This is a genomic window from Pseudomonas sp. MPC6 (assembly GCF_006094435.1).
Classification (GTDB): domain Bacteria; phylum Pseudomonadota; class Gammaproteobacteria; order Pseudomonadales; family Pseudomonadaceae; genus Aquipseudomonas.
Genome location: NZ_CP034783.1, coordinates 3,771,025 through 3,793,584, shown reverse-complemented (window position 1 = coordinate 3,793,584; position 22,560 = coordinate 3,771,025). Strand labels below are relative to the sequence as shown.

The window sequence follows — 22,560 nt, the reverse complement described above, 5'->3', positions numbered from 1 at the left end:
CCGGCTTGAGCAACGCAGCATCAGCCGGTGCTGCGCGGCAACCAGAAAAACATCGCCACGCAGAAGAGCGTCAGGCCCACGCAAAACCACATGAACCGGCGCTGCCGGCGTTCTGCGGCGTGGCCGGCCAAGGCTGGCAGGGGCATGCCGCATCGGCGGCATTCGGTTTCTCCAGAGGGGTTGGCGTGTTGGCAATACAGGCAGACGGGCATGTCACTCACTCGAACTGTTCCAGGCGCAGACGATCGAGAATGGCGATCTGTCGGCCGTCCTGGGTGATGATGTTTTCATCGATCAGGCGGCGGATGATCCGCGAAAAGGTTTCCGGCTGGATCGACAGATGCCCGGCAATCAGCTGCTTGGCCATCGGCAGTTCGAACTGGCTGTTAACGGTCTGCTGACGCACCAGCTGCGTCAGCAGATAGCGCACCACCCGGTGGGTGGCGTTTTTCAGGGACAGGGTTTCGATTTCGTTGACCCGCTGATGCAGGCGTACACACAGCTTGCCCAGCAGCGCAAAGGTCAGTCGGCTGTTGCTTTGCAGCAGGCGCATGTAAGTGTTGTTGGATAACCGGTACAACTGGGTGGGGCAGATCGCTTCGGCCGAGGCGACATAATTGGGGGTGTCCATCAGCATCATCGCCTCGGCGAAGGTTTGCCGATCGCCGATGACCTCGAACACCTTCTCCTGCCCGTCGGGCGTCAGGCGGTAGATCTTCACCGCGCCGGCGATCACGAAGTAGAACGAATCTGCCGGCTCACCCTGGCGGAACAGCGGTTCGCCCTTGTCGATGCTCAGCAAGTGGCTGGTACTCATCAATTCATCCAGCTGTTCTTCGTTCAACGGCTCGAACAAATGATGACTGCGCAGAATCTGGTGATGGACGCGGTGAAGCACCATGGGAATTCATCCTGAGAAATGAAGGAGGAGGGCAATCAAGTCAGACGAGGCCCAGGGAAACGCCGCTGGCCAGCGCCAGGACCGAGGTCAACACCACAAACCAGGCCAAGGGCTGGATGACTTTTTTCATGACGACTCCAAGGGGAGGTTTCTTTGATGTGCAAACGCTTGAGCAAGACCCGGGCCATAGGCGCAAGTCCTTGTTTATTAGGGTAGTCAAGGATTAGGGTGAAAAAGACCATGGGCATCAGGGTACTTAAAACCCTGTAATGGTCATTTATACCCTGAGGCGGATCACCCTGTGGCGAGGGAACTGCGCCTGGCTGTCGATCTGCACCTGGGGCACGCCCCTTGCACACTTGATCTGCGACAACGGTAATTGATCGCCAATACCCGATGATTGCCCCCGGACTTACCTCGACGTGTGCAGGTTGGCGTCAGGTCAGCAGCAAGGTAAAGGAGTGGCTTTATGCAAGTAATTGACCGCCGCAAAGCGATGGCTACTGCGCCGCTGTTACGACTGGCCTTTCGGCCATTTTTCCTCGCCGGCTGCCTGTTGGCCGTGCTGGCCATTCCGCTGTGGCTGGCAGCCTTCAGTGGTTCGGTGGGCGACTGGCAACCCGCCGGAGGTTGGCTGGGCTGGCATCGACATGAATTGCTGTTCGGTTTCGGCCTGGCGATTATCGCCGGCTTCCTGCTGACGGCCGTACAGACCTGGACCGGCCGCCCCGGCATCAGCGGCGCACCGCTGGCGGCGCTGGCACTGCTGTGGTTATTGGCGCGAGTGGCGTGGCTGGTCAACGCACCCTGGCCGGTACTGGCGTTGCTGGAATTGGCATTCCCGCTGGCGGTGGCCGCGCTCATGGGATTCACCCTGTGGCAGGTGCGGCAGAAACGTAACTACCCGATTGCCGTGGTACTGCTGTTATTGGCGGCAGCCGACGGCTTGTCCCTGTACGGCCTGCTAGAAGGTCATGAAGGCTGGCAGCGTCAAGGCGTGCTGACCGGCCTTTGGCTGGTGGCGGCGATGATGGGCTTGATCGGCGGGCGCGTGATTCCGTTCTTCATTCAGCGCGGCCTCGGCAAGGTTGAAGGCGTTACCCCCTGGCCGTGGCTGGATTGGCTGCTGCTGATCGGTTCGCCCCTGGTGGCGTTGTCCTATGCCGCAGGATTCTCTCTTGAGCCCAATCTGTGGGTGGGCCTGTTGTTCGCCGTGTTGGCAGCAGGGCATCTGGTGCGGCTGGTGCGCTGGCATGATCGCGCCCTCTGGCACGTGCCGTTGCTGTGGTCGTTGTACCTGGCGTATGGCTGGTTGGCGGTGGCCTGTCTGGGCATGGCGCTGTGGCATTTTGGCGTACCGGTCAATTCGAGCCTGGCGGTGCATTGCCTGACCATCGGCGCCATGGGCGGCCTGGTTCTGGCGATGATCGCGCGGGTCAGCCTGGGGCATACCGGCCGCGCGCTGGAGCCGCCACAGGGCATGACCCTGGCGTTCATTCTGCTCAACCTGGCCTGTCTGAGCCGGGTCGTGTTGGTCCTGTTCTTTCCCCTGCCTGCGTTGTGGCTGGCCGGCGTGTGTTGGGCGTTGGCGTTTGCGCTATACGCCTGGCGTTATGGGCCGATGCTGCTGCGGGCCCGGGTCGACGGTCATCCGGGATAAGCAAACGAACTAATGGAGGCTGCCGGTGATGTATCCCTTTTTACTGGTCACCCACTTGCTGGCGGCGATTGCCTTCATCGGCACGCTGTTTTTCGAAGTGGTGATCTGGCACCGCGCCCGCCAGCAGTTGGCGGATACCGCGCAAACGAGCGCAGATCAAGCGATTGCAGTGCGTTCACGCAAGGTGCTGCATGGCGTGGTGGTGCTGTTGTATGGCGCCGGCATCAGCCTGGCATGGCAGCATCGTGGGGTCTTGAGTCAGCCGCTGGCCAGCAGCTTTGGCACGTTGCTGAGCCTGAAGATCGTCCTGGCCCTGAGCATCATCGGCCATTACCTGTTGCTGGCGTACTGGCTGAAAAGCGAGCGGCTGACGGTTAGCCGTGCGAGCTGGATTCGCCGCAGCATCCTTGGGCACATGGTGATGATCGTGATCCTGGCCAAGGCGATGTTCTATTGGCAGGGTTGATCACGCTGAAAAACGTGTGGGTCAGTTCATACTGTAGGAGCGAGCTTGCTCGCGATGGTCGTTAACGATAACGCGTGTTTACTGGTTAAACGCGGCGCTCTTGAGTCCATCGCGAGCAAGCTCGCTCCTACAATTACGGCAAGCCGGCGAATGCGGTGTCATTGATTGTCGATCAATGACGGGGTTTGAGGGCGTTGATGAACAGCACGTTGTTTTCCAGATGGATGTGTTGCATCAGGTCGTCCTTGAACTCCAGCAACCCGCGATAGAGCGCGCGCCAGGTGTTGCAGGCTTCGACCGGCGGGATGATGTGGTTGGTCAGGAGTAGCAGCTGGTCCAGCGCCTGGCCATGTTGATCATGTTCGAAGCGCAGCACCTGGATCGGTGGCGCGGCCTGCGGGCCGATGCCCTGTTGCAGCATCGGGAACAGCACCTGCTCTTCCTTGAGCATGTGCCCTTCGAGTTCCTGTTGCATGTCGGTCAGCAGATCGGCCAGGCCATTGGGGCAGCTGCTGCGGGCACCGTGGACCTGCTCGACCCGACGGGCGAGGCGGATCAGTTCCGGCAGTTGCTCGCGATGGCGGGCGTGATAGCGCGCCAGGAGGTGGGCGATCAACGTCTCCGACGGTTCGTTGCGCCAGTCGTGCTGGGTGTCGCCGGCGTCTTGCAGGTCGTGCAGGGCATCGGCGATCAGCAGCGGATCGAGGTCCTTGCCAAGGGCCGCTTCGCGCAGGCTTTTATGCCCGCCGCAACAGAAGTCCAGTTTGAAGCTGTGAAAGATCCGGGTGGCGCCGGGAATGTCGCAGGCCAGTTGGCCGAGGCTTTGTTCCAATAGGGTCTGGCTCATCAGGGTTCCTTGTGTGGATTTCAACGGTTCCCCAGGCTCATTGCACCCCGCATGCCATAGTTAACTGATTGAAAAAAAACGATGTTTTTTTAGCTGTGGTGATAGTTACCCTGACGCTTTAGGGTGAATCCAACCAAAGAGGGTACTTACTACCATGTTGCGTGAAAGCCTGGCGGCCGACCTGATTGTCGAGTTGCCCAATGCCGTGCGGTTGCAACGACTGGTCCAGACCCTGCGCGAATACTTCAACAGTGGCGCGGTGGGATTGCTGCGCCTGGATGACGACAGCCTCCGGCCGGTGGCGACCGTGGGGCTGGTGCATGAAGCCCTGGGGCGGCGCTTCGTCATTGCCCAGCATCCCCGGCTGGCGGCGATCATGGCGTCCCGCGAGCCGGTCTGGTTCGAGCCCGACAGCCGCCTGCCGGATCCTTACGACGGCTTGCTCGACGGCCACGTCGGCGAACCGTTGCCGGTGCATGACTGCATGGGCGTGAGCCTGTACGTGGAAGGGCGGATCTGGGGGGCGATCACCCTCGATGCGCTGCACGCCGGAACCTTCGACAGCCAGGCCCGGGAGGAACTCAAGCGCTGCACCCTGCAGATCGAGGCCGCCGTACGGGTGACCCGACTCGAGCAGGAAAACCGCAGCTTGCGTTTGTCCCGCAGCGATACCCAGGACTTTCGCATGCCCGTCGAGGAGGGCGAGATCCTCGGTCAGAGCGAGGTCTTGCATCAGCTGCTCAATGAGCTGGATGTGCTGGCTGATTCCGAACTGCCGGTGTTGCTGTTGGGCGAGACCGGTGTCGGCAAAGAGCTGTTCGCCCGCCGCTTGCACCGGCTTTCACGGCGCAGCCACAAGCCGCTGATCCAGGTCAATTGCGCCGCCTTGCCGGAGTCGCTGGCGGAGAGTGAATTGTTCGGCCATGTCAAAGGCGCCTTTTCCGGCGCCACCAGTGACCGCGCCGGACGCTTCGATGCGGCCAACGGCGGCACGCTGTTTCTCGACGAAGTCGGTGAATTGCCCTTGGCGGTGCAGGCGAAGTTGTTGCGTACGTTGCAAAATGGCGAGATCCAGCGCCTGGGCGCCGACAAGCCGTTGCACGTCGATGTGCGCATCATCGCCGCCACCAACCGGCACCTGCCGGACAGCATTCGCGAAGGTCTGTTCCGGGCCGACCTGTATCACCGGCTCTCGGTGTACCCGGTGCCGATTCCGCCCCTGCGCGAGCGGGGCAACGATGTGTTGATGCTGGCCGGGCATTTCCTCGAGCTAAACCGGGCGCGGCTCGGCCTGCGCGGCTTGCGCCTGTCGCCGCCGGCCGAGCGCGCGCTGCTGGCGTACACCTGGCCAGGCAACGTGCGGGAACTGGAGCACGTGATCAGTCGCGCCGCGTTGAAGCAACTGAGTCGCGGCAGCAGTCGCACCTTGATCATGACGCTGGAGCCGGAAGTTCTCGATCTCGACAGTGCAATGGGTGCGCCCGGGGTAGTGGTCGAGCCAAATGAGGACGTGATGGCGGATGCGCCGTTCCAGCCCCTGGGGGAAGCCGTCGACGATTACCAACGCAAGAAAATCCTCCAGGCCCTGGCCCTGTCCGGGGAAAACTGGGCCAGTGCCGCGCGGATCCTGGAAGTCGATCCGAGCAATCTGCACAAACTGGCGCGGCGCCTGCGGCTCAAGTAATCGACAGTGTTGATGGCGGTCAAGGAGGTTTGACGCGGTGCCTCGCACACTGCGCAGAACCCACCGGAGATCAACGCCATGCCCCTGTCCCTGGCTCAACTGCGCCGTAACTACACCCTTCATGGCCTGCAAGACGAAGCGGCGCTGGAGGATCCGCTGGCGATGTTCCGACAATGGCTGCAACAGGCCCGCGACACCGAGAGCGCGCCGGTCGAGGCCAACAGCATGGTGCTGGCGACGGTCGACAGCGACGGCCGGCCGCACTGCCGGGTGCTGCTGCTCAAGGGGCTGAGCGATGAAGGCTTCACTTTTTTCGGCAATTACCAGAGCGACAAAGGGCAACAACTGGCGGCCAACCCCCATGCCGCGATGACGTTTTTCTGGCCGGGACTGGAACGGCAGGTGCGCATCGAAGGCCAGGTGTCCAGGCTCGACCCGCAGCTCTCTGACACGTACTTCGATTCCCGCCCGGTGGCCAGCCGCCTCGGCGCCTGGGCTTCACCGCAAAGCCGGCCGCTGGCGAGTCGCGCAGCCCTTGAATCCATGCTCGCGCACACCATCAAACGCTTCGTCGGCCACAGCATCCGGCGTCCTGAGCATTGGGGCGGCTACTGCCTGCAGCCGGACCGGCTGGAGTTCTGGCAGGGCCGCGCCGATCGGTTGCATGACCGGCTTGATTACCGGTCGCGTGATGGCGTGTGGCAACGGACCCGTTTGGCGCCTTGAGCTCCTTCGCGCAAAACGTGTAGCTATGAGGGACCTGTGGGAGCGGGCTTGCTCGTGAATGCGGTGTGTCATTCACAATTGATGTGCCTGACCCACCGTATTCGCGAGCAAGCCCGTTCCCACAGGTGTTGTGCCTGACGCATTATCCGTATTGCCCTGTGGAGGTACCTCCAACGAGGAATAGGCCCGCTCGCCATTCCGGTTCAGGCTTCGGGCCATACCCTCATCTACGGGAAGACCTGGACATGGCCCACCTGGCGCAACGCACTTTCGCCCCCCTGAACATCGCCGTGCTGACCATCAGCGATACGCGCACCGTCGAGACCGACACCTCGGGACAGACCCTGACCGATTTGCTGCAAACCGCCGGGCACGTGTTGATCGACCGCGACCTGGTCAAGGACGACATTTATCAGATCCGCGCCAAGGTCTCCCAGTGGATCGCCGACCCTCGGGTGCAAGTGATCCTGATGACCGGTGGCACCGGCTTCACCACCCGCGACAACACGCCACAAGCGGTGCTGCCGTTGCTGGACAAGCATGTGGAAGGCTTCGGTGAACTGTTCCGCCAGGTGTCCCTGGCGGAGATCGGCATGTCCAGCCTGCAGTCCCGGGCATTGGCCGGGATGAGCAATGGCGTGCTGGTGTGCTGCGTGCCGGGTTCGCCGGGCGCGTGTCGAACCGCCTGGAACCAGATCCTGCTCGAACAGCTGGACAGCCGCACCGGCCCGTGCAATTTCGCTCCGCATTTGAAAGCGCAAGCTCAGCGGGCCATCGATGCCTGCGAGACACGCTCATGACCGGCCGGGTGTGCGACCTCGGCAATCTGATGCCGGTGGATGAGGCCATCAGCCGTCTGCTGGATCAGGCACCGCCGCCGCCCCTGGCGCAAAAGATCGGCCTGGATCAAGCCTTGGGGCGGGTGCTGGCGGCGGACATTCATTCTTCTGTCAACCTGCCGGCCTGGGACAACAGCGCCATGGACGGGTACGCCCTGAGGGCCGCTGACCTGCCACCGGACGGTGGCTATTTGTCGATTGGCGGACGAATCGCGGCGGGTGATCCGGCGTGCTCGCCCTTGCTCGCGCAGCAGGCGGTGCAGATCTTTACCGGTGCGCCATTGCCTCCGGGTGCCGACACCGTGGTGCCGCAGGAGCGCTGCCGGATCGATGGCGAACGCGTCTGGTTTCCGCCCGTAAGCGCTGGCGATCACGTGCGCAAGGAAGGAGAGGAAGTCCGCCGCGGTGATCTGTTGCTCCAGGCCGGCAAGCGCCTGCGTGCCCAGGAAGTGGGCTTGCTCGCCGGTGCCGGTGTCGCACGAGTCGAAGTCTATCGGCCGCTGCAGGTGTGCCTGCTCAGCAGCGGCAATGAACTGCGTGAGCCCGGCGAGTCCTTGGCTCCGGGGCAGATCTACAACAGCAATCGCCATTGCCTGGCCGCGTTATTGCGCGGCTGGGGCGTCGAGGTGCACGACTATGGCGTCATGGCCGATGAGTTGGCGGCCAGTCGGCATGCCTTGAGCCTGGCGTCCTCGGAGTGCGACCTGCTGTTGAGTTCCGGTGGCGTCTCGGTCGGTGAGGAAGACCATCTCAAGCAGGCCATCGAGGAACTCGGCAGCCTGGATTTCTGGCGGCTGGCCATTCAACCGGGTAAGCCACTGGCCTTTGGCGAGTTGGCCGGCAAACCCTGGATCGGCATGCCGGGCAATCCGTCGGCGGCGCTGATTACCGCGTTGGTGGTGGTGCGTCCGTTCCTGCTCAGGGCCCAGGGCGTGAAAGACGTGTTGCCGGTGCCATTGGCCGTGCCCGCCGGGTTCGACTGGTTGCAGCGCAACAAGCGTCGGCAGTATCTGCGGGCTCGGCTGACCCCAGGCGCTGATGGCCAGTTGAGCCTGGCGCTGCACCCGCAGCAAAGCTCGGCGATGTTGACGGCCGCCTGTTGGGCCGATGGGTTGGCGGTGATCGAGTGCGAACAGCAAGTGCTAAAGCACGACAACGTGATGTTCCTGTCCTTCGCCGACCTGTTGCATTGAGGGCAATTGATTGCCGTCAAGGCCATGCCTGCCGGTCTCGCTAGACTGGCAGCGCCTTTTTCGCCCGGTGCGCCACAGGCGTCGATGGACGGGCGAGACGCGATTTCCCATGAGGATTACCCATGCAACTGGTCTGCCCGGCAGGCAACCTGCCTGCGCTGAAAGCGGCGGTGCGCCAAGGCGCCGATGCCGTCTATGTCGGCTTTCGCGATGACACCAATGCCCGGCATTTCGCCGGGCTGAACATGGACGACAAGCAGTTCGACGCTGCGGTCGCCCACATCCGCCAGCATCAGCGCAAGCTCTACGTCGCGGTGAACACCTACCCGCAGCCCAAGGGCTGGGAGCGCTGGCAACGGGCAGTGGATCGGGCCGCGGATTTCGGCGTCGACGCGTTGATTGCCGCCGACCCCGGGGTGCTCAACTATGCCAGCCAGCGCCATCCGCAACTGGCGTTGCACCTGTCGGTCCAGGGCTCGGCGACCCATGCCGCGGCGCTGCAATTCTATGCGCAACGCTACGGCATCCGGCGCGCGGTGCTGCCACGGGTGTTATCCCTGGCGCAGGTGCGCCAGGTCGCCGCCAGCAGCCCGGTGCCCATCGAAGTCTTTGGCTTCGGTAGCCTGTGCATCATGGCTGAAGGCCGTTGCCATCTGTCTTCCTACATTACCGGCGAGTCGCCGAACCTGTGCGGCGTCTGTTCGCCAGCCAAGGCGGTGCGCTGGAGCGACGACGCCGAAGGCTTGAGCGCGCGACTCAGTGAAGTGCTGATCGATCGCTACACCCCCGATGAACCGGCCGGTTACCCGACCTTGTGCAAGGGCCGTTTTCTGGTTGGCGGTAAACGCTTTCATGCGCTGGAGGAGCCCACCAGCCTCGACACCCTGGACTTGCTGCCGGAGTTGACGGCCATCGGCGTCGAGGCGGTCAAAATCGAGGGCCGGCAACGCAGTCCGGCCTATGTCGAGCAAGTCACCCGCGTCTGGCGCGCAGCACTGGATGCCCATCGTGGCTCGCCGGGCAGTTTTCGGGTCAAGGAGGAATGGCGTCGGGTGCTGGCCGGTTTGTCCGAAGGCAGCCAGACCACCCTGGGTGCTTACCATCGATCATGGCAATGAGGGAGGCGAGATGAAGCTCAGCCTTGGACCGGTCCTGTTTTATTGGGACAAAGAGCAACTCAGCAACTTTTACGCCGAGATGTCGGCCTTGCCCCTGGATGTGATTTACCTGGGGGAAACCGTGTGCTCCAAACGCCGGTCCTTTTCCCTGGATCAATGGCTGGGGCTGGGACGCGAGTTACAGGAATGCAGCCAGGCACAGTTGGTGATCTCCAGCCTGACACTGATCGAAGCGGCCTCCGAACTGTCCAGCCTGCGCCGGCTCTGCGACAACGGTCAATTGCTGGTGGAGGCCAACGACATGGGCGCGGTGCAGCTCCTCGCCGAGCGCAAGTTGCCGTTCGTGGGCGGTCCGGCGCTGAATTTGTACAACGGTCATGCGTTGGCGCAACTGTTGGACAGCGGCATGATCCGTTGGGTACCGCCGGTGGAATGCTCGGCGGCGCTGATTGGCGATGTGCTTGGCCAGGTGCGGGAACTGGGGCGTGAGGTGCCGGAAGTCGAGATCTTCGCCTATGGACATTTGCCCTTGGCCTATTCCGCACGCTGCTTCACGGCTCGGGCGGAAAACAAGCCCAAGGACGACTGCCAGTTTTGCTGCATCAACTACCCCGATGGCCTGGCGTTGACCAGTCAGGAAGGGCAGGCGTTGTTCACCATCAACGGCATTCAAACGATGTCGGCCGAGGTGACCAATCTGCTGGCGGATTACGCCGGGCTGGTGGCCTGCGGTGCCGATCTGTTGCGCCTGAGCCCCCGGGTTGAAGGCATGGCCGAGGTGGTTGCCGCCTACCAACGGGTTCGCCTCGGTGAGACTCCACCGCTGTACGTCGACGGTTGCAACGGCTACTGGCATGGCCAGGCCGGCATGTTGCGCGTCGAGGAGGTTGGCCTGTGTTGAATCGAAAAAAATGGCTGTTGAAGGGTGCCGACTGCTTGTTGCCGCTGGTGCGTCGAGTGCCGTTTGCGGTGCAGCGCCTGGCGTTGCAGCAGGCGCTCAATCGCTGCCTCGCCGAGCCGTTACGCGATGGCGAATTTGAAGTGTTACGCGGGCGTTGGCTATGCCTGCGGATCCCGGACCTGGGTTTGTCCTGGAACTTGACCCTCGGCCGTCAGGGTTTGCAGATTGCCGAGCGCGCCACGGCACACGTGACCATCAGCGGTAACTGGCGTGAGTTTCTGCTGCTGGCCAGCCGCCAGGAAGACCCGGACACGCTGTTCTTTCGCCGGCGCCTGGTGATCGAGGGCGATACCGAACTGGGACTGGCGCTGAAGAACCTGATCGACAGCCTGGATCCTGACGTATTGCCTGTCTGGCTATGGCGCAATCTGGAGCGGGCGGGGAAGGGCTTGGCGGCAGGATAACAACACAGATCATGTAGGAGCTGGCTTGTCGGATCGCCGCACCGCATCGAAGGCGGCTCAAGCCTTGCAGCGCCCATGAAGACGCCTTCGCCGGCAAGCCGGCTCCTACAGGGTTTAGCGTGTCCACAATTCAGCGGTTCGCAGCCGATCCTGTAGGAGCTGGCTTGCCAGCGAAAGCGGCCTTGAGCCTTGCAGCGCCCATGAAGACGCCTTCGCCGGCAAGCCGGCTCCTACAGGTTTTAACGTGTCCACCATTCAGCGGTTCGCAGCCGATCCTGTAGGAGCTGGCTTGCCAGCGAAAGCGGCCTTGAGCCTTGCAGCGCCCATGAAGACGCCTTCGCCGGCAAGCCGGCTCCTACAGGTTTTAACGTGTCCACGATTCAGCGGTTCGCAGCCGATCCTGTAGGAGCTGGCTTGCCAGCGAAAGCGGCCTTGAGCCTTGCAGCGCCCATGAAGACGCCTTCGCCGGCAAGCCGGCTCCTACAGGTTTTAACGTGTCCACCATTCAGCGGTTCGCAGCCGATCCTGTAGGAGCTGGCTTGCCAGCGAAAGCGGCCTCAAGCCTTGCAGCGCCCATGAAGACGCCTTCGCCGGCAAGCCGGCTCCTACAGGGTTTAGCGTGTCCACAATTCAGCGGTTCGCAGCCGATCCTGTAGGAGCTGGCTTGCCAGCGAAAGCGGCCTTGAGCCTTGCAGCGCCCATGAAGACGCCTTCGCCGGCAAGCCGGCTCCTACAGGTTTTAACGTGTCCACCATTCAGCGGTTCGCAGCCGATCCTGTAGGAGCTGGCTTGCCAGCGAAAGCGGCCTTGAGCCTTGCAGCGCCCATGAAGACGCCTTCGCCGGCAAGCCGGCTCCTACAGGTTTTAACGTGTCCACCATTCAGCGGTTCGCAGCCGATCCTGTAGGAGCTGGCTTGCCAGCGAAAGCGGCCTTGAGCCTTACAGCGCCCATGAAGACGCCTTCGCCGGCAAGCCGGCTCCTACAGGTTTTAACGTGTCCACGATTCAGCGGTTCGCAGCCGATCCTGTAGGAGCTGGCTTGCCAGCGAAAGCGGCCTTGAGCCTTACAGCGCCCATGAAGACGCCTTCGCCGGCAAGCCGGCTCCTACAGGTTTTAACGTGTCCACGATTCAGCGGTTCGCAGCCGATCCTGTAGGAGCTGGCTTGCCAGCGAAAGCGGCCTTGAGCCTTGCAGCGCCCATGAAGACGCCTTCGCCGGCAAGCCGGCTCCTACATTTAGATTTACGTTGTCCCTTAGGCCATCGTTTCCTGGCGGTTTTCTTCCTGCAGGGCATCAGTGGCAATCAACTGCCTGATCGCTTCAAACAACTCATCCCCCTGCGCCTGCGTGCAGTCTTCGCCATTGCGTTTGCGCAGGCCGTGTTGGTTGAGGATCAGGTGCACATCCGCGTGCAGTCCATGCTGTTTCAGGCAGTTCTCGACACATTCCAGCGCACAACCGTCCAGCGCGAAAATCCGCCGCCCCGAGCTCGCCTTGTTTACCAGCGCCGCCACGTGCCCGCCAACCCCGACGATGCAGGACATTTCCGCCAGGCCGCTGCGATCCAGACGCACGGCCAGGGTATTGGCCAGCTGGGCAACATTGGAACAGCCTGAGCAGGCGTAAACCAGAGGCAAGGTTGAACGGGGCATGAGCGCTCTCCATGGATGGACTTGTTCAGTGTGCAAGGCCGGCGGTATTGCGCATTGACTGCGGTCAATTCCGTCTATTGGAAGGCCGCGAGATCCTCTTCGGCGAGGATGCTGATATTGCGCCGTTCCATGGCGATCAGGCCACTGTCCACCAGGCGGTGCAAAATCCGCGAAAAGGTTTCCGGTTGAATACCCAGCTTCGAGGCCACCAGGCGTTTGGAGACCTGCAAGACAATCCGGTTGGTGAGCGGGTTGCGCTCCTGGAACAGGAAATGGATCACCCGCCGGCTCGCGCTGGCCATGGTCAAGGTATCGATATCGCGCAGACGCAGGTGCAGGTGCACGCTCATGCTCGCCAGGATCGCCAGGCAAACTTTCGGCTGGTCCTCCAGAACGTTGCGATAATGGCTGCCCTCGATGCTCACCAGCACGCTGTCCTTGAGCGCCGTGGCGCTCACCGGGTACAGCCGGGCCTGGCTGAACAGCAAGGCTTCGGCAAAAGTCTGGCCGGGCTGAATGATTTCCACCAGGTTTTCCTGGCCTTCACCGGTGAGCCGGTACAGCTTGATCTGCCCGCTGACCAACAGGAAAAAGCGCTTGGCCGGATCCCCTTGGTGCATGAGCGTGCTGTGGCAACTCAGACGCTTGAGCATCGCCAGCCCGCAGACTTCCTCGAAGACTTTCTCCGGCAGTTGGCTGAACAGATGGTGTCGGCGCAACGTTAAAACGATGGAAGGGTGGGTCAGCATGGCGTACCTCCGCTGACGATCATAGTAAAGAACACGAGGCAATTGCCCCATGCCTCTGCAGGTCTACCTCGAAAGAGGCATGCCCTTCAGCCCGCACTGCGCAAGTGCTCCATGGCCCACACCGCCGCCTCGACCCGCGAACGCAAGCCGAGTTTATGCAGCAGGTTCTTGACGTGAACCTTGACCGTACCTTCAGTAATGCCCAGCTTGTGCCCGATGACCTTGTTGCTGAAACCGCTGGCGATGGTTTTCAGTACCTGGCGTTCACGTTCGGTCAGTTCCACCACGGTTTGGCGTTGCGGTGAGCGCAGTGCCTGGGCCATGACCTGGGTCAGGCCCGGGCTGATCACCAATACACCGTTCAAGGCATCGCGGATGTACTGAATCAGGAGTTCGGGTTCCATGTCCTTGAGCAGGTAGCCGTCGGCATCCAGGCGCAGTGCGTCGCGAATATCGTCTTCGGCGTCCGAGACCGTGAACAGCAGCACCTTGCCGCTGTAGTGCATCGCGCGTAATTGACGCAGGGTTTCAATGCCGTTCATCTGCGGCATGTTGTTGTCGAGCAGCACCAGGTCCGGTCGCAACGGCTCGATCAAGGGGAGGGCTTCTTCGCCATGGCTGGCTTCGCCGACGATCTCGAAATCATCTTCAAGCTCGAGCATCTGGCGGATGCCGTGCCGCATCATCGGATGGTCGTCGACCAGCAGGATTCGGTGTCGCGGGGACGGGGTCATGTGACGCTACCTTCTGTTTGCTGTCCAAGAAACTCCGGGCGGAATTCCAGCTGGACGCGGGTGCCCTGGGGCGCCCTGGAAAAAATCTGCAACTGGCCGCGCAAGCTGCGGGCCCGCTCATCCATGATGTTCAGGCCGTGGTGTTCGCGCGGATCGACTTTGCCGCTGAACCCGCGTCCGTCGTCTTCGACGCTGAGCCTCACGGTTTCGCCTTCCTGACGCAGTTGCAGCCAGGCGCTTTGCGCATGGGCGTGGCGCAGGCAATTGGAGAGCGCCTCGCGGGTGATCTGCAGGATGTGGATTTGCTCGCTGGCCGATAGCTGAAAAGCCAATGCGTCGACGTGCAGGTGCACCTGGAATTCGCCGCGGCGAGAGAACTCCTCGGCGGTGTCCTTGAGTTCCTGCACCAGCCCCGCATCGTGAATCTGCAAGCGAAAGGTGGTCAGCAACTCGCGTAGCTGGCGGTAGGCATTGTTCAGCCCTTCGCGCAGTTCCGCTGTGACGTTTTCCAGGGTTTCCACCGGTTCGCCACGGCGCATCAGGGTCTGCAGGCGGCTGACTTGCAGTTTCATGTAGGACAGGGCCTGGGCCAGTGAATCGTGCAGCTCGCGGGCAATGATCGTGCGTTCGTCCAGCAGCAGCAGGCGATGATCCTGTTCCCGTTGACGCTTGAGCGACAGCGAGGTGCCAATCAGGTTGGCCAGGGCCTGGATCAGTTGGGTTTCCCAGGCTTGCGTGGGATGGCCGTCGACAAAATGCGCCTTGAGTTCGCCCAGTTCACTGCCCTGGTTGCTGATGCTGAAGGTTTGCGGACTGGTTTCATGGTGCTTCTGACACGTGGCGCAATCGCTGCTGGCGCAGACTTCGCGGATGTTTGCGCCGTGCAGGGCGAGCAACTGCTGGGCCGGTGCCTGCAATTGTCCTTGCAGGCACAGCGACAGGCGCAAACCGGGCAGGCGTTGCTGAAAGCGCCGGATCAACTCATCCAGGCCTTCGGCATTGGCCAGGCGTGTGGCCAGGCTGCGGCTGCTTTGGTACAGCAACTCGAGAGCCGCGTTGGCTTGTTGCAGGTTCAGGGTTTTTTGCCGGACCTGAGTCTCCAGGGTGCGGTGCGACTCTTCGATCGTCTCGGCCATGGCGTTGAAACTCATGGCCAACTGGCCCAGTTCATCCTGGGACTGATGATTGACCCGCACCTTGAAGTCACCGCGACGAAAGCGCTGGGTGGCGTCCACCAACTCTTTCAGGGGCATGACGACCCCATACTGCAATTCGTATAACCCGATCAGCAGGACGAACAGGGTGGTGAACAAGGCCATGCCCTGGATCACCTGTTGCCAGCCTTGCTTTTGTTCGCTTTGGCGCTGTAGCAGATGGACGAACTGGTTCAGTTGTTCAACGAAGGGCAGGGCTTTGGCTTGAAAAGCGGCCCCATCGCCGCGTTCCAGCGCCGGGCGCAACTCCTCGTTCCAGTAGTGCTGGATTTGCCCGTAGCTGATTTGCAGCGCGGTGGTCGGGCCATCCTCCAGCACCGCCTTGAGTGACTGGCTGTCGAGGCGATTCTGCAGGCTGTCGGCGACGTTGGCGATGTCTTCGCTGGAGGCGCCCGCCGCCAGTTTCCAGCTCAGGTGGTAGGTCTCCATGCGCACCGAGCCCGCGGTATTGATCGCGGCGGCATCGCCCTGGCTGAACCAGGCGATCAGCCCGGCGCTCAATGAGCTGGCGAGGGCGAGCACGGCGATCAGGATCACCGCCAGCCCGGCGCGAGCGGGCAGGGAGCTGCGCAACCAGCGAATCATCAACGCCGACTCGGGAAAAAATCAGGAAAACAGAGCATAGAGTGCACCAGAGCAGGTTTTGCCGCCGATCCCGGGCGCGCTACCTCTAAAGAGTTGTCGACTGATCCCTGTCAGCAAAAACCTTGGAAGAAAAGCCCAAGCCCCTGATAAACCTAGGGTTTCAAGCCTTTGCAGGACTACCTCCTTGGAGGTAGGCCGCGCAAGCATAGGCCTGTGCCCCCATGGGCTACGTTGATATGGATCAAGTTTTTGCGGGGTCGGCCTCTCTAGTCTGCAGCCGTGGCTAACTGACTGGAGAGCATCGTGACCCAACCCCGTGTACGACAAGGCCTAGTGCTGGGCATGAGCACATTGGCCTTCACTGTCTGTTTCATGGTCTGGATGATGTTTGCCGTGCTCGGGGTGCCGATCAAGGACCTTCTCCAGCTCAACGAAACCCAGTTCGGCCTGCTGGCCGCGACCCCGGTACTGACCGGCTCGCTGGTGCGGTTGCCCCTGGGCCTGCTGACCGACCGCTTTGGCGGGCGCAGCGTGTTCTTCCTGCTGATGCTGGCCTGCGTCGCGCCGCTGTACCTGATCAGTCACGCCACCGCCTACTGGCAGTTCCTGGTGCTGGGCTTGTTCGTCGGCCTGGCCGGTGGCTCGTTCTCGGTGGGGATTGCCTACGTCGCCAAATGGTTCGACAAGGAGAACCAGGGCTTCGCGATGGGCATCTTCGGTGCCGGTAACGCCGGGGCCGCGGTGACCAAGTTTCTCGCCCCGGCGCTGATCGCTGCCGGCAGTTGGCAGCTGGTGCCGAAAGTCTTCAGCGCAATCCTGTTTATTACTGCGCTGTTGTTCTGGTTCTTCAGCGCCGAAAACAAGGACCACCGCAGTGCCACTGGCGCGACTTTGCGGGAGCAATTGAGCTCGCTGAAGGATCCGGCGGTGTGGCGCTACTGCCAGTACTACTCGATCGTCTTCGGGGGGTATGTCGCCCTCGCGCTGTGGATGACCAAGTACTACGTGCAGGAATACGGTTTCAGCCTGCAAAGCGCGGCGTTGCTGGCGGCCTGTTTTTCTCTGCCCGGTGGCGTGCTGCGTGCGGTCGGCGGCTGGATGTCGGATCGCTGGGGTGCGCAAAGCGTGACCTGGTGGGTGTTGTGGGTCAGCTGGATTTGCCTGTTCCTGCTCTCGTATCCCCAGACCCAGCTGCAAGTGCAAACGATCAACGGCCCGGTGGATTTCCACATCGGCCTCAACCCCGCGCTGTTCACCGTGCTGCTGTTCGTCATGGGCATCGCCTTCGCGTTCGGCAAGGCTTCGGTCTTCAAATACATCGCCAACGACTACCCGAAAAACATGGGTGCGGTGTCCGGCATCGTCGGCCTCGCCGGTGGCCTGGGCGGGTTCGTGTTGCCCATCCTGTTCGGCGCCCTGGTGGACATCACCGGCGTGCGCTCTTCCTGCTTCATGTTGATGTACGGCGTGGTCTGGGTCTCCCTCACCTGGATGTACTTCAGCGAAATCCGCAAAAGCCCGGTGCTGGGTAAAGCGCCGCCGCTGACCCAGTCCCCGTTTTCCAGCATTGCCCTAGGAGAAGAACATGTCCGTTCTGCAAAAGCCTGACAAAGGCCCGGTCATTCATGACTGGCGCCCCGAGGACCCCGCGTTCTGGGGAAGTAGCGGCAAACAGACCGCCACGCGCAACCTGTGGATTTCCATTCCTGCGCTGCTGCTGGCCTTTGCGGTCTGGATGGTCTGGAGCACGGTGATCGTGCGGTTGAACGCCATCGGCTTCAGCTTCACCACCGACCAGCTGTTCTGGCTGGCCGCGTTGCCGGGGCTGTCCGGGGCGACCTTGCGCGTCTTCTATTCCTTTATGGTGCCGATCTTCGGTGGCCGGCGCTGGACCGCCCTGAGCACCGCGTCGCTGTTGCTGCCCTCGATCTGGATGGGCTTCGCCGTGCAGGACCCGAGCACCTCCTACAGCGTGTTCGTGTTGATTGCCTTGCTCTGCGGTTTCGGTGGCGGCAACTTCGCCTCGAGCATGTCCAACATCAGCTTCTTCTATCCCAAGTCGCAGCAGGGTACGGCGCTTGGCCTGAATGCCGGGCTGGGTAACCTGGGCGTCTCGGTGATGCAGTTCTGCGTGCCGCTGGTGATTACCTTCGGTGTGTTCGGCTTCATGGGCGGCTCGCCGCAAGCGTTGCCGGATGGCGGCCAGTTGTGGTTGCAGAACGCCGGCTTCATCTGGGTGCCGTTCATTGTCCTGGTGACGGTGCTGGCCTGGTTTGGCATGAATGATCTGTCCAGTGCCCGGGCCTCGTTCAGCGAGCAGGCGGTGATCTTCAAACGCAAACACAACTGGCTGATGTGCTGGTTGTACCTGGCGACCTTCGGTTCGTTCATCGGCTTCTCCGCCGCGTTTCCGCTGCTGATCAAAACCTCGTTCCCTGATGTCATCGCCTTGAAATTCGCCTTCCTCGGCCCGTTGGTTGGCGCCCTGGTGCGTCCATTGGGCGGCTGGCTGGCGGACAAGCTCGGTGGCGCGAAAGTGACCTTGTGGAACTTCGTCCTGATGATCGTGATGGTCTTCGGCGTATTGCACTTTTTGCCGCAGAACGGCTCGGGCGGCAACTTCTACGGCTTCCTCGGCATGTTCATGTTGCTGTTCATCACCACCGGTGTGGGCAACGGCTCCACCTTCCGCATGATCCCGATGATCTTCCGCACCCAGCATGAAAAAGCTTCGGCCGGCAAACCAACGGCAGTGCGCGAACAGGCGCTGAAAAATGCCGGCAAAGAGTCAGCCGCGGTCCTGGGCTTCAGTTCGGCCATGGGCGCCTTCGGCGCGTTCTTCATTCCCAAATCCTTCGGCACTTCGATGGCCCAGACCGGCGGCCCGGAGATGGCCTTCTACATGTTCGTCGGCTTTTACCTGAGCTGCATCGTGGTGACGTGGTGGTGGTACGCGCGCAAAGGCGCAGCGACTCCCTGCTGAGAAACCCGAATCCAACCATCGCGTGGGCGGGGCGCAGAACCCCGCAGCAAGCCTGAGAGGACTACACCGTGAGTCATTTACTGGATCAACTGAAGTTTTTCAATCGCAAGCAAAACGAGTTTTCCGACGGTCATGGCGAGACCCGCAAAGAGTCCCGCGACTGGGAGAACGTCTACCGTTCGCGCTGGCAGTACGACAAGATCGTGCGTTCCACCCACGGGGTGAACTGCACCGGCTCCTGCTCGTGGAAAATCTACGTCAAGAACGGCCTGATCACCTGGGAAACCCAGCAGACCGACTACCCGCGTACCCGTAACGACCTGCCGAACCATGAGCCCCGTGGCTGTCCGCGTGGTGCCAGCTACAGCTGGTACATCTACAGCGCCAACCGGCTCAAGTACCCGAAAATCCGCAAGCCGTTGCTCAAGCTCTGGCGCGATGCGCGGCAAACCATGGCGCCGGTCGAAGCCTGGGCCAGCATCGTCGAGGACAAGGCCAAGGCCGACTCCTATAAAAGCAAACGCGGCATGGGTGGCTTCATTCGCTCCAACTGGGAAGAAGTCAACGAGATCATCGCTGCCGCCAACGTCTATACGATCAAGCAATACGGCCCGGACCGGATCGTCGGGTTCTCGCCGATTCCAGCCATGTCGATGGTCAGCTATGCCGCAGGCTCGCGTTACCTGTCGCTGATCGGCGGCGCCTGCCTGAGTTTCTATGACTGGTACTGCGACTTGCCACCGGCCTCGCCCATGGTGTGGGGCGAGCAGACCGACGTGCCGGAATCGGCCGACTGGTACAACTCCAACTACATCATCGCCTGGGGCTCCAACGTCCCGCAGACCCGTACCCCGGACGCGCACTTCTTTACCGAAGTCCGCTACAAGGGTACCAAGACCGTTGCCATTACTCCGGATTACTCGGAAGTCGCCAAGCTCACCGACTTGTGGCTGAACCCGAAGCAGGGCACCGATGCGGCGCTGGCACAGGCCTTCAACCATGTGATCTTCAAAGAATTCCACCTGGACAAGCCGAGCGCCTATTTCACCGACTACGCCAAGCGCTTCACCGATTTGCCGGTGCTGGTGCTGCTCAAGCAAATGGTCGACAAGGCACCGGGCGCCGGTTACCAGCCGGACCGTTTTCTGCGCGCCAGTGACCTGACCGACAACCTCGGCCAGGAAAACAACCCGGAATGGAAAACCATCGCCCTCGACGTCAGCGGCGAACTGGTGTCCCCTCAGGGTTCCATCGGTTATCGCTGGGGCGAGAAGGGCAAGTGGAACATCCTGCCCCGTGAAGGCGGCGAAGGCCGTGAGATCGATCTGAAGCTGAGCCTGATCGGCGATGACGTGGCTGAAGTGGCGTTTCCGTATTTTGCCGGCGAGTCCCACGAGCACTTCCAGCACGTGGCCGGCGATGCCGTGCAATACCGCCGCGTGCCGGTGCATAACGTGGTGCTGGCGGACGGCAGCGTGGCCAAAGTCGCCACCGTGTTCGACCTGTCGGCCGCCAACCTGGCGATCGATCGCGGCCTCGGCGGCGAAAACGTCGCCAAGGATTACAACGACGCCTCGGTGCCCGGCACCCCGGCGTGGCAGGAACAGATCACCGGCGTCAGCCGCGAGAAAGCCATCCAGATTGCCCGTGAGTTCGCCGACAACGCCGACAAGACCAAGGGCCGCTCGATGATTATCGTCGGCGCGGCGATGAACCACTGGTACCACATGGACATGAACTACCGCGGGCTGATCAACATGCTCATGCTCTGCGGCTGTGTCGGCCAGACCGGTGGCGGTTGGGCGCACTACGTTGGCCAGGAAAAACTCCGTCCGCAATGCGGCTGGCTGCCCCTGGCGTTCGGCCTGGACTGGAACCGTCCGCCTCGCCAAATGAACGGCACCAGCTTCTTCTACGCCCACAGTTCGCAGTGGCGCCACGAGAAAATGAGCATGCACGACGTGCTCTCGCCATTGGCCGACAAATCGCAATTCCCCGAGCATGCGCTGGACTACAACATCCGCGCTGAACGTGCCGGCTGGTTGCCCAGCGCACCGCAACTCAACACTAACCCTTTGCACATCTGCCGCGACGCCGCTGCCGCCGGCATGGACCCGAAAGACTACGTGGTCAAGTCGTTGCAGGACGGTTCGCTGCGTTTCTCCTGCGAACAGCCGGACAGCCCGGTCAACTTCCCGCGCAACATGTTCATCTGGCGTTCCAACCTGCTGGGCTCCTCGGGCAAGGGCCACGAGTACATGCTCAAGTACCTGCTGGGCACCAAGAACGGCGTGATGAACGAAGACATCGGCCAGGTCGGCGACTGCAAACCCGAAGAAGCCGAATGGGTGGACGAGGGCGCGATCGGCAAGCTCGACCTGGTCACTACGCTGGACTTCCGCATGTCCTCGACCTGCGTCTATTCCGACATCGTGTTGCCGACCGCAACCTGGTACGAAAAAGACGACATGAACACCTCGGACATGCACCCGTTCATTCACCCGTTGTCGGCCGCCATCGACCCGGCGTGGGAATCGCGTTCCGACTGGGAAATCTACAAAGGCATCGCCAAGGCGTTTTCCAGCATGGCGGTCGGGCACTTGGGCGTTGAGAAGGACCTGGTGACCATCCCGCTGATGCACGATAGCGTCGGCGAACTGGCCCAACCCTTTGGCGGCACCGACTGGAAAAGCGCCGGCGTGGCACCCGTGCCGGGCAAGAACGCACCGAACCTGCACGTGGTGGAGCGTGACTACCCGAACATCTACAAGCAGTTCTCGTCCCTCGGGCCATTGCTGGAGAAACACGGCAACGGCGGCAAAGGCATCAACTGGAACACCGAAGACGAAGTGAAATTCCTCGGTGAGCTCAATCACAAGGAAGGCGATGCCGGTATCAGCCAGGGTCGGCCGAAAATCGACACGGCGATCGACGCCGCTGAAGTGATTCTGTCCCTGGCACCGGAAACCAACGGCCAGGTGGCCGTCAAGGCCTGGGCCGCGCTGTCGGAATTCACCGGTATCGACCATAGCCACCTGGCGCTGTCCAAGGCCCACGAGGCCATCCGTTTCCGCGACATTCAGGCACAGCCGCGCAAGATCATTTCCAGCCCGACCTGGTCGGGTCTCGAAGACGATCACGTCAGCTACAACGCCGGCTACACCAACGTTCACGAAGGGATCCCATGGCGCACCATCACCGGTCGCCAGCAGTTCTACCAGGATCACCCGTGGATGCAGGCGTTCGGCGAGCAACTGATGAGTTATCGGCCGCCGGTCAACACCCGCACCATCGAAGGGGTGAAAGGCAAGCGCAGCAACGGCCACAAGGAAATCGTCCTGAACTGGATCACTCCGCACCAGAAGTGGGGCATCCACAGCACCTACAGCGACAACTTGCTGATGCTGACCCTCAGCCGCGGCGGGCCGATTGTCTGGCTCTCGGAGAACGACGCGAAAAGCGCCGGCATCGAGGACAACGACTGGATCGAGTGCTTCAACATCAACGGCGCACTGACAGCGCGAGCGGTGGTCAGCCAGCGGGTCAAGGACGGCATGGTGATGATGTACCACGCCCAGGAACGGATCGTGAACGTGCCAGGTTCGGAAACCACCAAGACCCGTGGCGGCCACCACAACTCGGTCACCCGGGTAGTGCTCAAACCGACCCACATGATCGGCGGCTATGCGCAGCAAGCCTACGGTTTCAACTATTACGGCACGGTCGGTTGCAACCGCGATGAATTCGTCGTGGTGCGCAAAATGTCCAAAGTCGACTGGCTCGATGGTTCAAGTGGCGATGACCTGCCGCGTCCACTGCCGACCGATATCGAGGAGAACTGAG

19 protein-coding genes are annotated in these 22,560 nt (G+C 61.8%); 12 read left to right on the top strand and 7 right to left on the bottom strand.

The features are described 5' to 3' along the window. Positions 1–20: 20 nt before the first annotated feature. Together ELQ88_RS19535 and ELQ88_RS19530 are read right to left on the bottom strand one after the other, a co-directional pair. Positions 21–221, bottom strand: coding sequence for a protein DnrP (locus ELQ88_RS19535; RefSeq protein WP_138967108.1), 201 nt, complete (start codon positions 219–221; stop codon positions 21–23). Next, positions 218–901 (bottom strand): Crp/Fnr family transcriptional regulator, encoded by a 684-nt coding sequence (locus tag ELQ88_RS19530; protein ID WP_138967106.1) that lies wholly within the window; start codon positions 899–901, stop codon positions 218–220. Before ELQ88_RS19530 ends, ELQ88_RS19535 begins: the two co-directional genes overlap by 4 nt. A gap of 469 nt (positions 902–1,370) precedes the next feature. Between ELQ88_RS19530 and ELQ88_RS19525 the strand changes: the two genes are divergently transcribed. After that, entirely contained in the window at positions 1,371–2,561 is a 1,191-nt protein-coding gene (locus ELQ88_RS19525) for an NnrS family protein (RefSeq protein WP_138967104.1), read from the top strand. Between the two features lie 28 nt (positions 2,562–2,589). Beyond that, complete coding sequence (locus tag ELQ88_RS19520) at positions 2,590–3,027, top strand: hypothetical protein (RefSeq protein ID WP_138967102.1); 438 nt, start codon at positions 2,590–2,592, stop codon at positions 3,025–3,027. Positions 3,028–3,199: 172 nt separating this feature from the next. Here the strand turns inward: ELQ88_RS19520 and ytfE are convergent, their stop codons facing one another. Further along, the gene (ytfE, locus tag ELQ88_RS19515) at positions 3,200–3,874 is read right to left on the bottom strand and encodes an iron-sulfur cluster repair protein YtfE (RefSeq protein ID WP_138967100.1); all 675 of its coding nucleotides are present in this window, start codon (positions 3,872–3,874) and stop codon (positions 3,200–3,202) included. Positions 3,875–4,028: 154 nt separating this feature from the next. Here ytfE and norR point away from each other — a divergent pair, with 154 nt between their 5' ends. From norR to ELQ88_RS19480, 7 genes are all read left to right on the top strand, one after another. Further along, entirely contained in the window at positions 4,029–5,558 is a 1,530-nt protein-coding gene (norR, locus tag ELQ88_RS19510; RefSeq protein WP_138967098.1) for a nitric oxide reductase transcriptional regulator NorR, read from the top strand. A gap of 78 nt (positions 5,559–5,636) precedes the next feature. Further along, a complete protein-coding gene (gene pdxH, locus ELQ88_RS19505; protein ID WP_128871541.1) occupies positions 5,637–6,284 on the top strand; it encodes a pyridoxamine 5'-phosphate oxidase in 648 nt (215 codons plus the stop codon). A gap of 245 nt (positions 6,285–6,529) precedes the next feature. Beyond that, on the top strand, positions 6,530–7,084 hold the full coding sequence (gene moaB, locus ELQ88_RS19500; protein ID WP_128871540.1) for a molybdenum cofactor biosynthesis protein B: 555 nt from the start codon (positions 6,530–6,532) through the stop codon (positions 7,082–7,084). After that, on the top strand, positions 7,081–8,316 hold the full coding sequence (glp, locus tag ELQ88_RS19495) for a gephyrin-like molybdotransferase Glp (RefSeq protein ID WP_138967096.1): 1,236 nt from the start codon (positions 7,081–7,083) through the stop codon (positions 8,314–8,316). The genes moaB and glp overlap by 4 nt, the downstream gene beginning before the upstream one ends. Before the next feature lie 122 nt (positions 8,317–8,438). Then, entirely contained in the window at positions 8,439–9,434 is a 996-nt protein-coding gene (locus ELQ88_RS19490) for a peptidase U32 family protein (RefSeq protein WP_138967094.1), read from the top strand. A 10-nt stretch (positions 9,435–9,444) separates the two neighbouring features. After that, positions 9,445–10,335, top strand: coding sequence for a U32 family peptidase (locus ELQ88_RS19485; RefSeq protein ID WP_138967092.1), 891 nt, complete (start codon positions 9,445–9,447; stop codon positions 10,333–10,335). Next, positions 10,329–10,799, top strand: coding sequence for an SCP2 sterol-binding domain-containing protein (locus ELQ88_RS19480; protein ID WP_138967090.1), 471 nt, complete (start codon positions 10,329–10,331; stop codon positions 10,797–10,799). The genes ELQ88_RS19485 and ELQ88_RS19480 overlap by 7 nt, the downstream gene beginning before the upstream one ends. A 1,254-nt stretch (positions 10,800–12,053) precedes the next feature. Here ELQ88_RS19480 and ELQ88_RS19450 read toward each other — a convergent pair. The 4 genes from ELQ88_RS19450 to ELQ88_RS19435 form a co-directional block, all read right to left on the bottom strand. Beyond that, positions 12,054–12,452, bottom strand: coding sequence for a putative zinc-binding protein (locus tag ELQ88_RS19450; RefSeq protein WP_128871536.1), 399 nt, complete (start codon positions 12,450–12,452; stop codon positions 12,054–12,056). 74 nt (positions 12,453–12,526) lie between these two features. Then, a complete protein-coding gene (locus ELQ88_RS19445) occupies positions 12,527–13,201 on the bottom strand; it encodes a Crp/Fnr family transcriptional regulator (protein ID WP_138967088.1) in 675 nt (224 codons plus the stop codon). An 86-nt stretch (positions 13,202–13,287) separates the two neighbouring features. Further along, positions 13,288–13,935 carry a two-component system response regulator NarL gene (narL, locus tag ELQ88_RS19440; RefSeq protein ID WP_128871534.1) on the bottom strand — a complete coding sequence of 216 codons (648 nt, stop codon included), beginning with the start codon at positions 13,933–13,935 and terminating at the stop codon, positions 13,288–13,290. Next, entirely contained in the window at positions 13,932–15,734 is a 1,803-nt protein-coding gene (locus ELQ88_RS19435) for a HAMP domain-containing protein (RefSeq protein ID WP_138967086.1), read from the bottom strand. The genes narL and ELQ88_RS19435 overlap by 4 nt, the downstream gene beginning before the upstream one ends. 303 nt (positions 15,735–16,037) lie before the next feature. Here ELQ88_RS19435 and ELQ88_RS19430 point away from each other — a divergent pair, with 303 nt between their 5' ends. The 3 genes from ELQ88_RS19430 to ELQ88_RS19420 all read left to right on the top strand — a co-directional run bounded on the left by ELQ88_RS19430 (position 16,038) and on the right by ELQ88_RS19420 (position 22,559). Further along, positions 16,038–17,342, top strand: a complete 1,305-nt coding sequence (locus ELQ88_RS19430; RefSeq protein WP_138967084.1) for a nitrate/nitrite transporter — start codon at positions 16,038–16,040, stop codon at positions 17,340–17,342. Continuing rightward, positions 17,320–18,717 carry a NarK family nitrate/nitrite MFS transporter gene (locus ELQ88_RS19425; RefSeq protein WP_138967082.1) on the top strand — a complete coding sequence of 466 codons (1,398 nt, stop codon included), beginning with the start codon at positions 17,320–17,322 and terminating at the stop codon, positions 18,715–18,717. Before ELQ88_RS19430 ends, ELQ88_RS19425 begins: the two co-directional genes overlap by 23 nt. 68 nt (positions 18,718–18,785) lie before the next feature. Then, entirely contained in the window at positions 18,786–22,559 is a 3,774-nt protein-coding gene (locus ELQ88_RS19420; protein WP_138967080.1) for a nitrate reductase subunit alpha, read from the top strand. The last annotated feature ends 1 nt before the right edge of the window (position 22,560 follow it).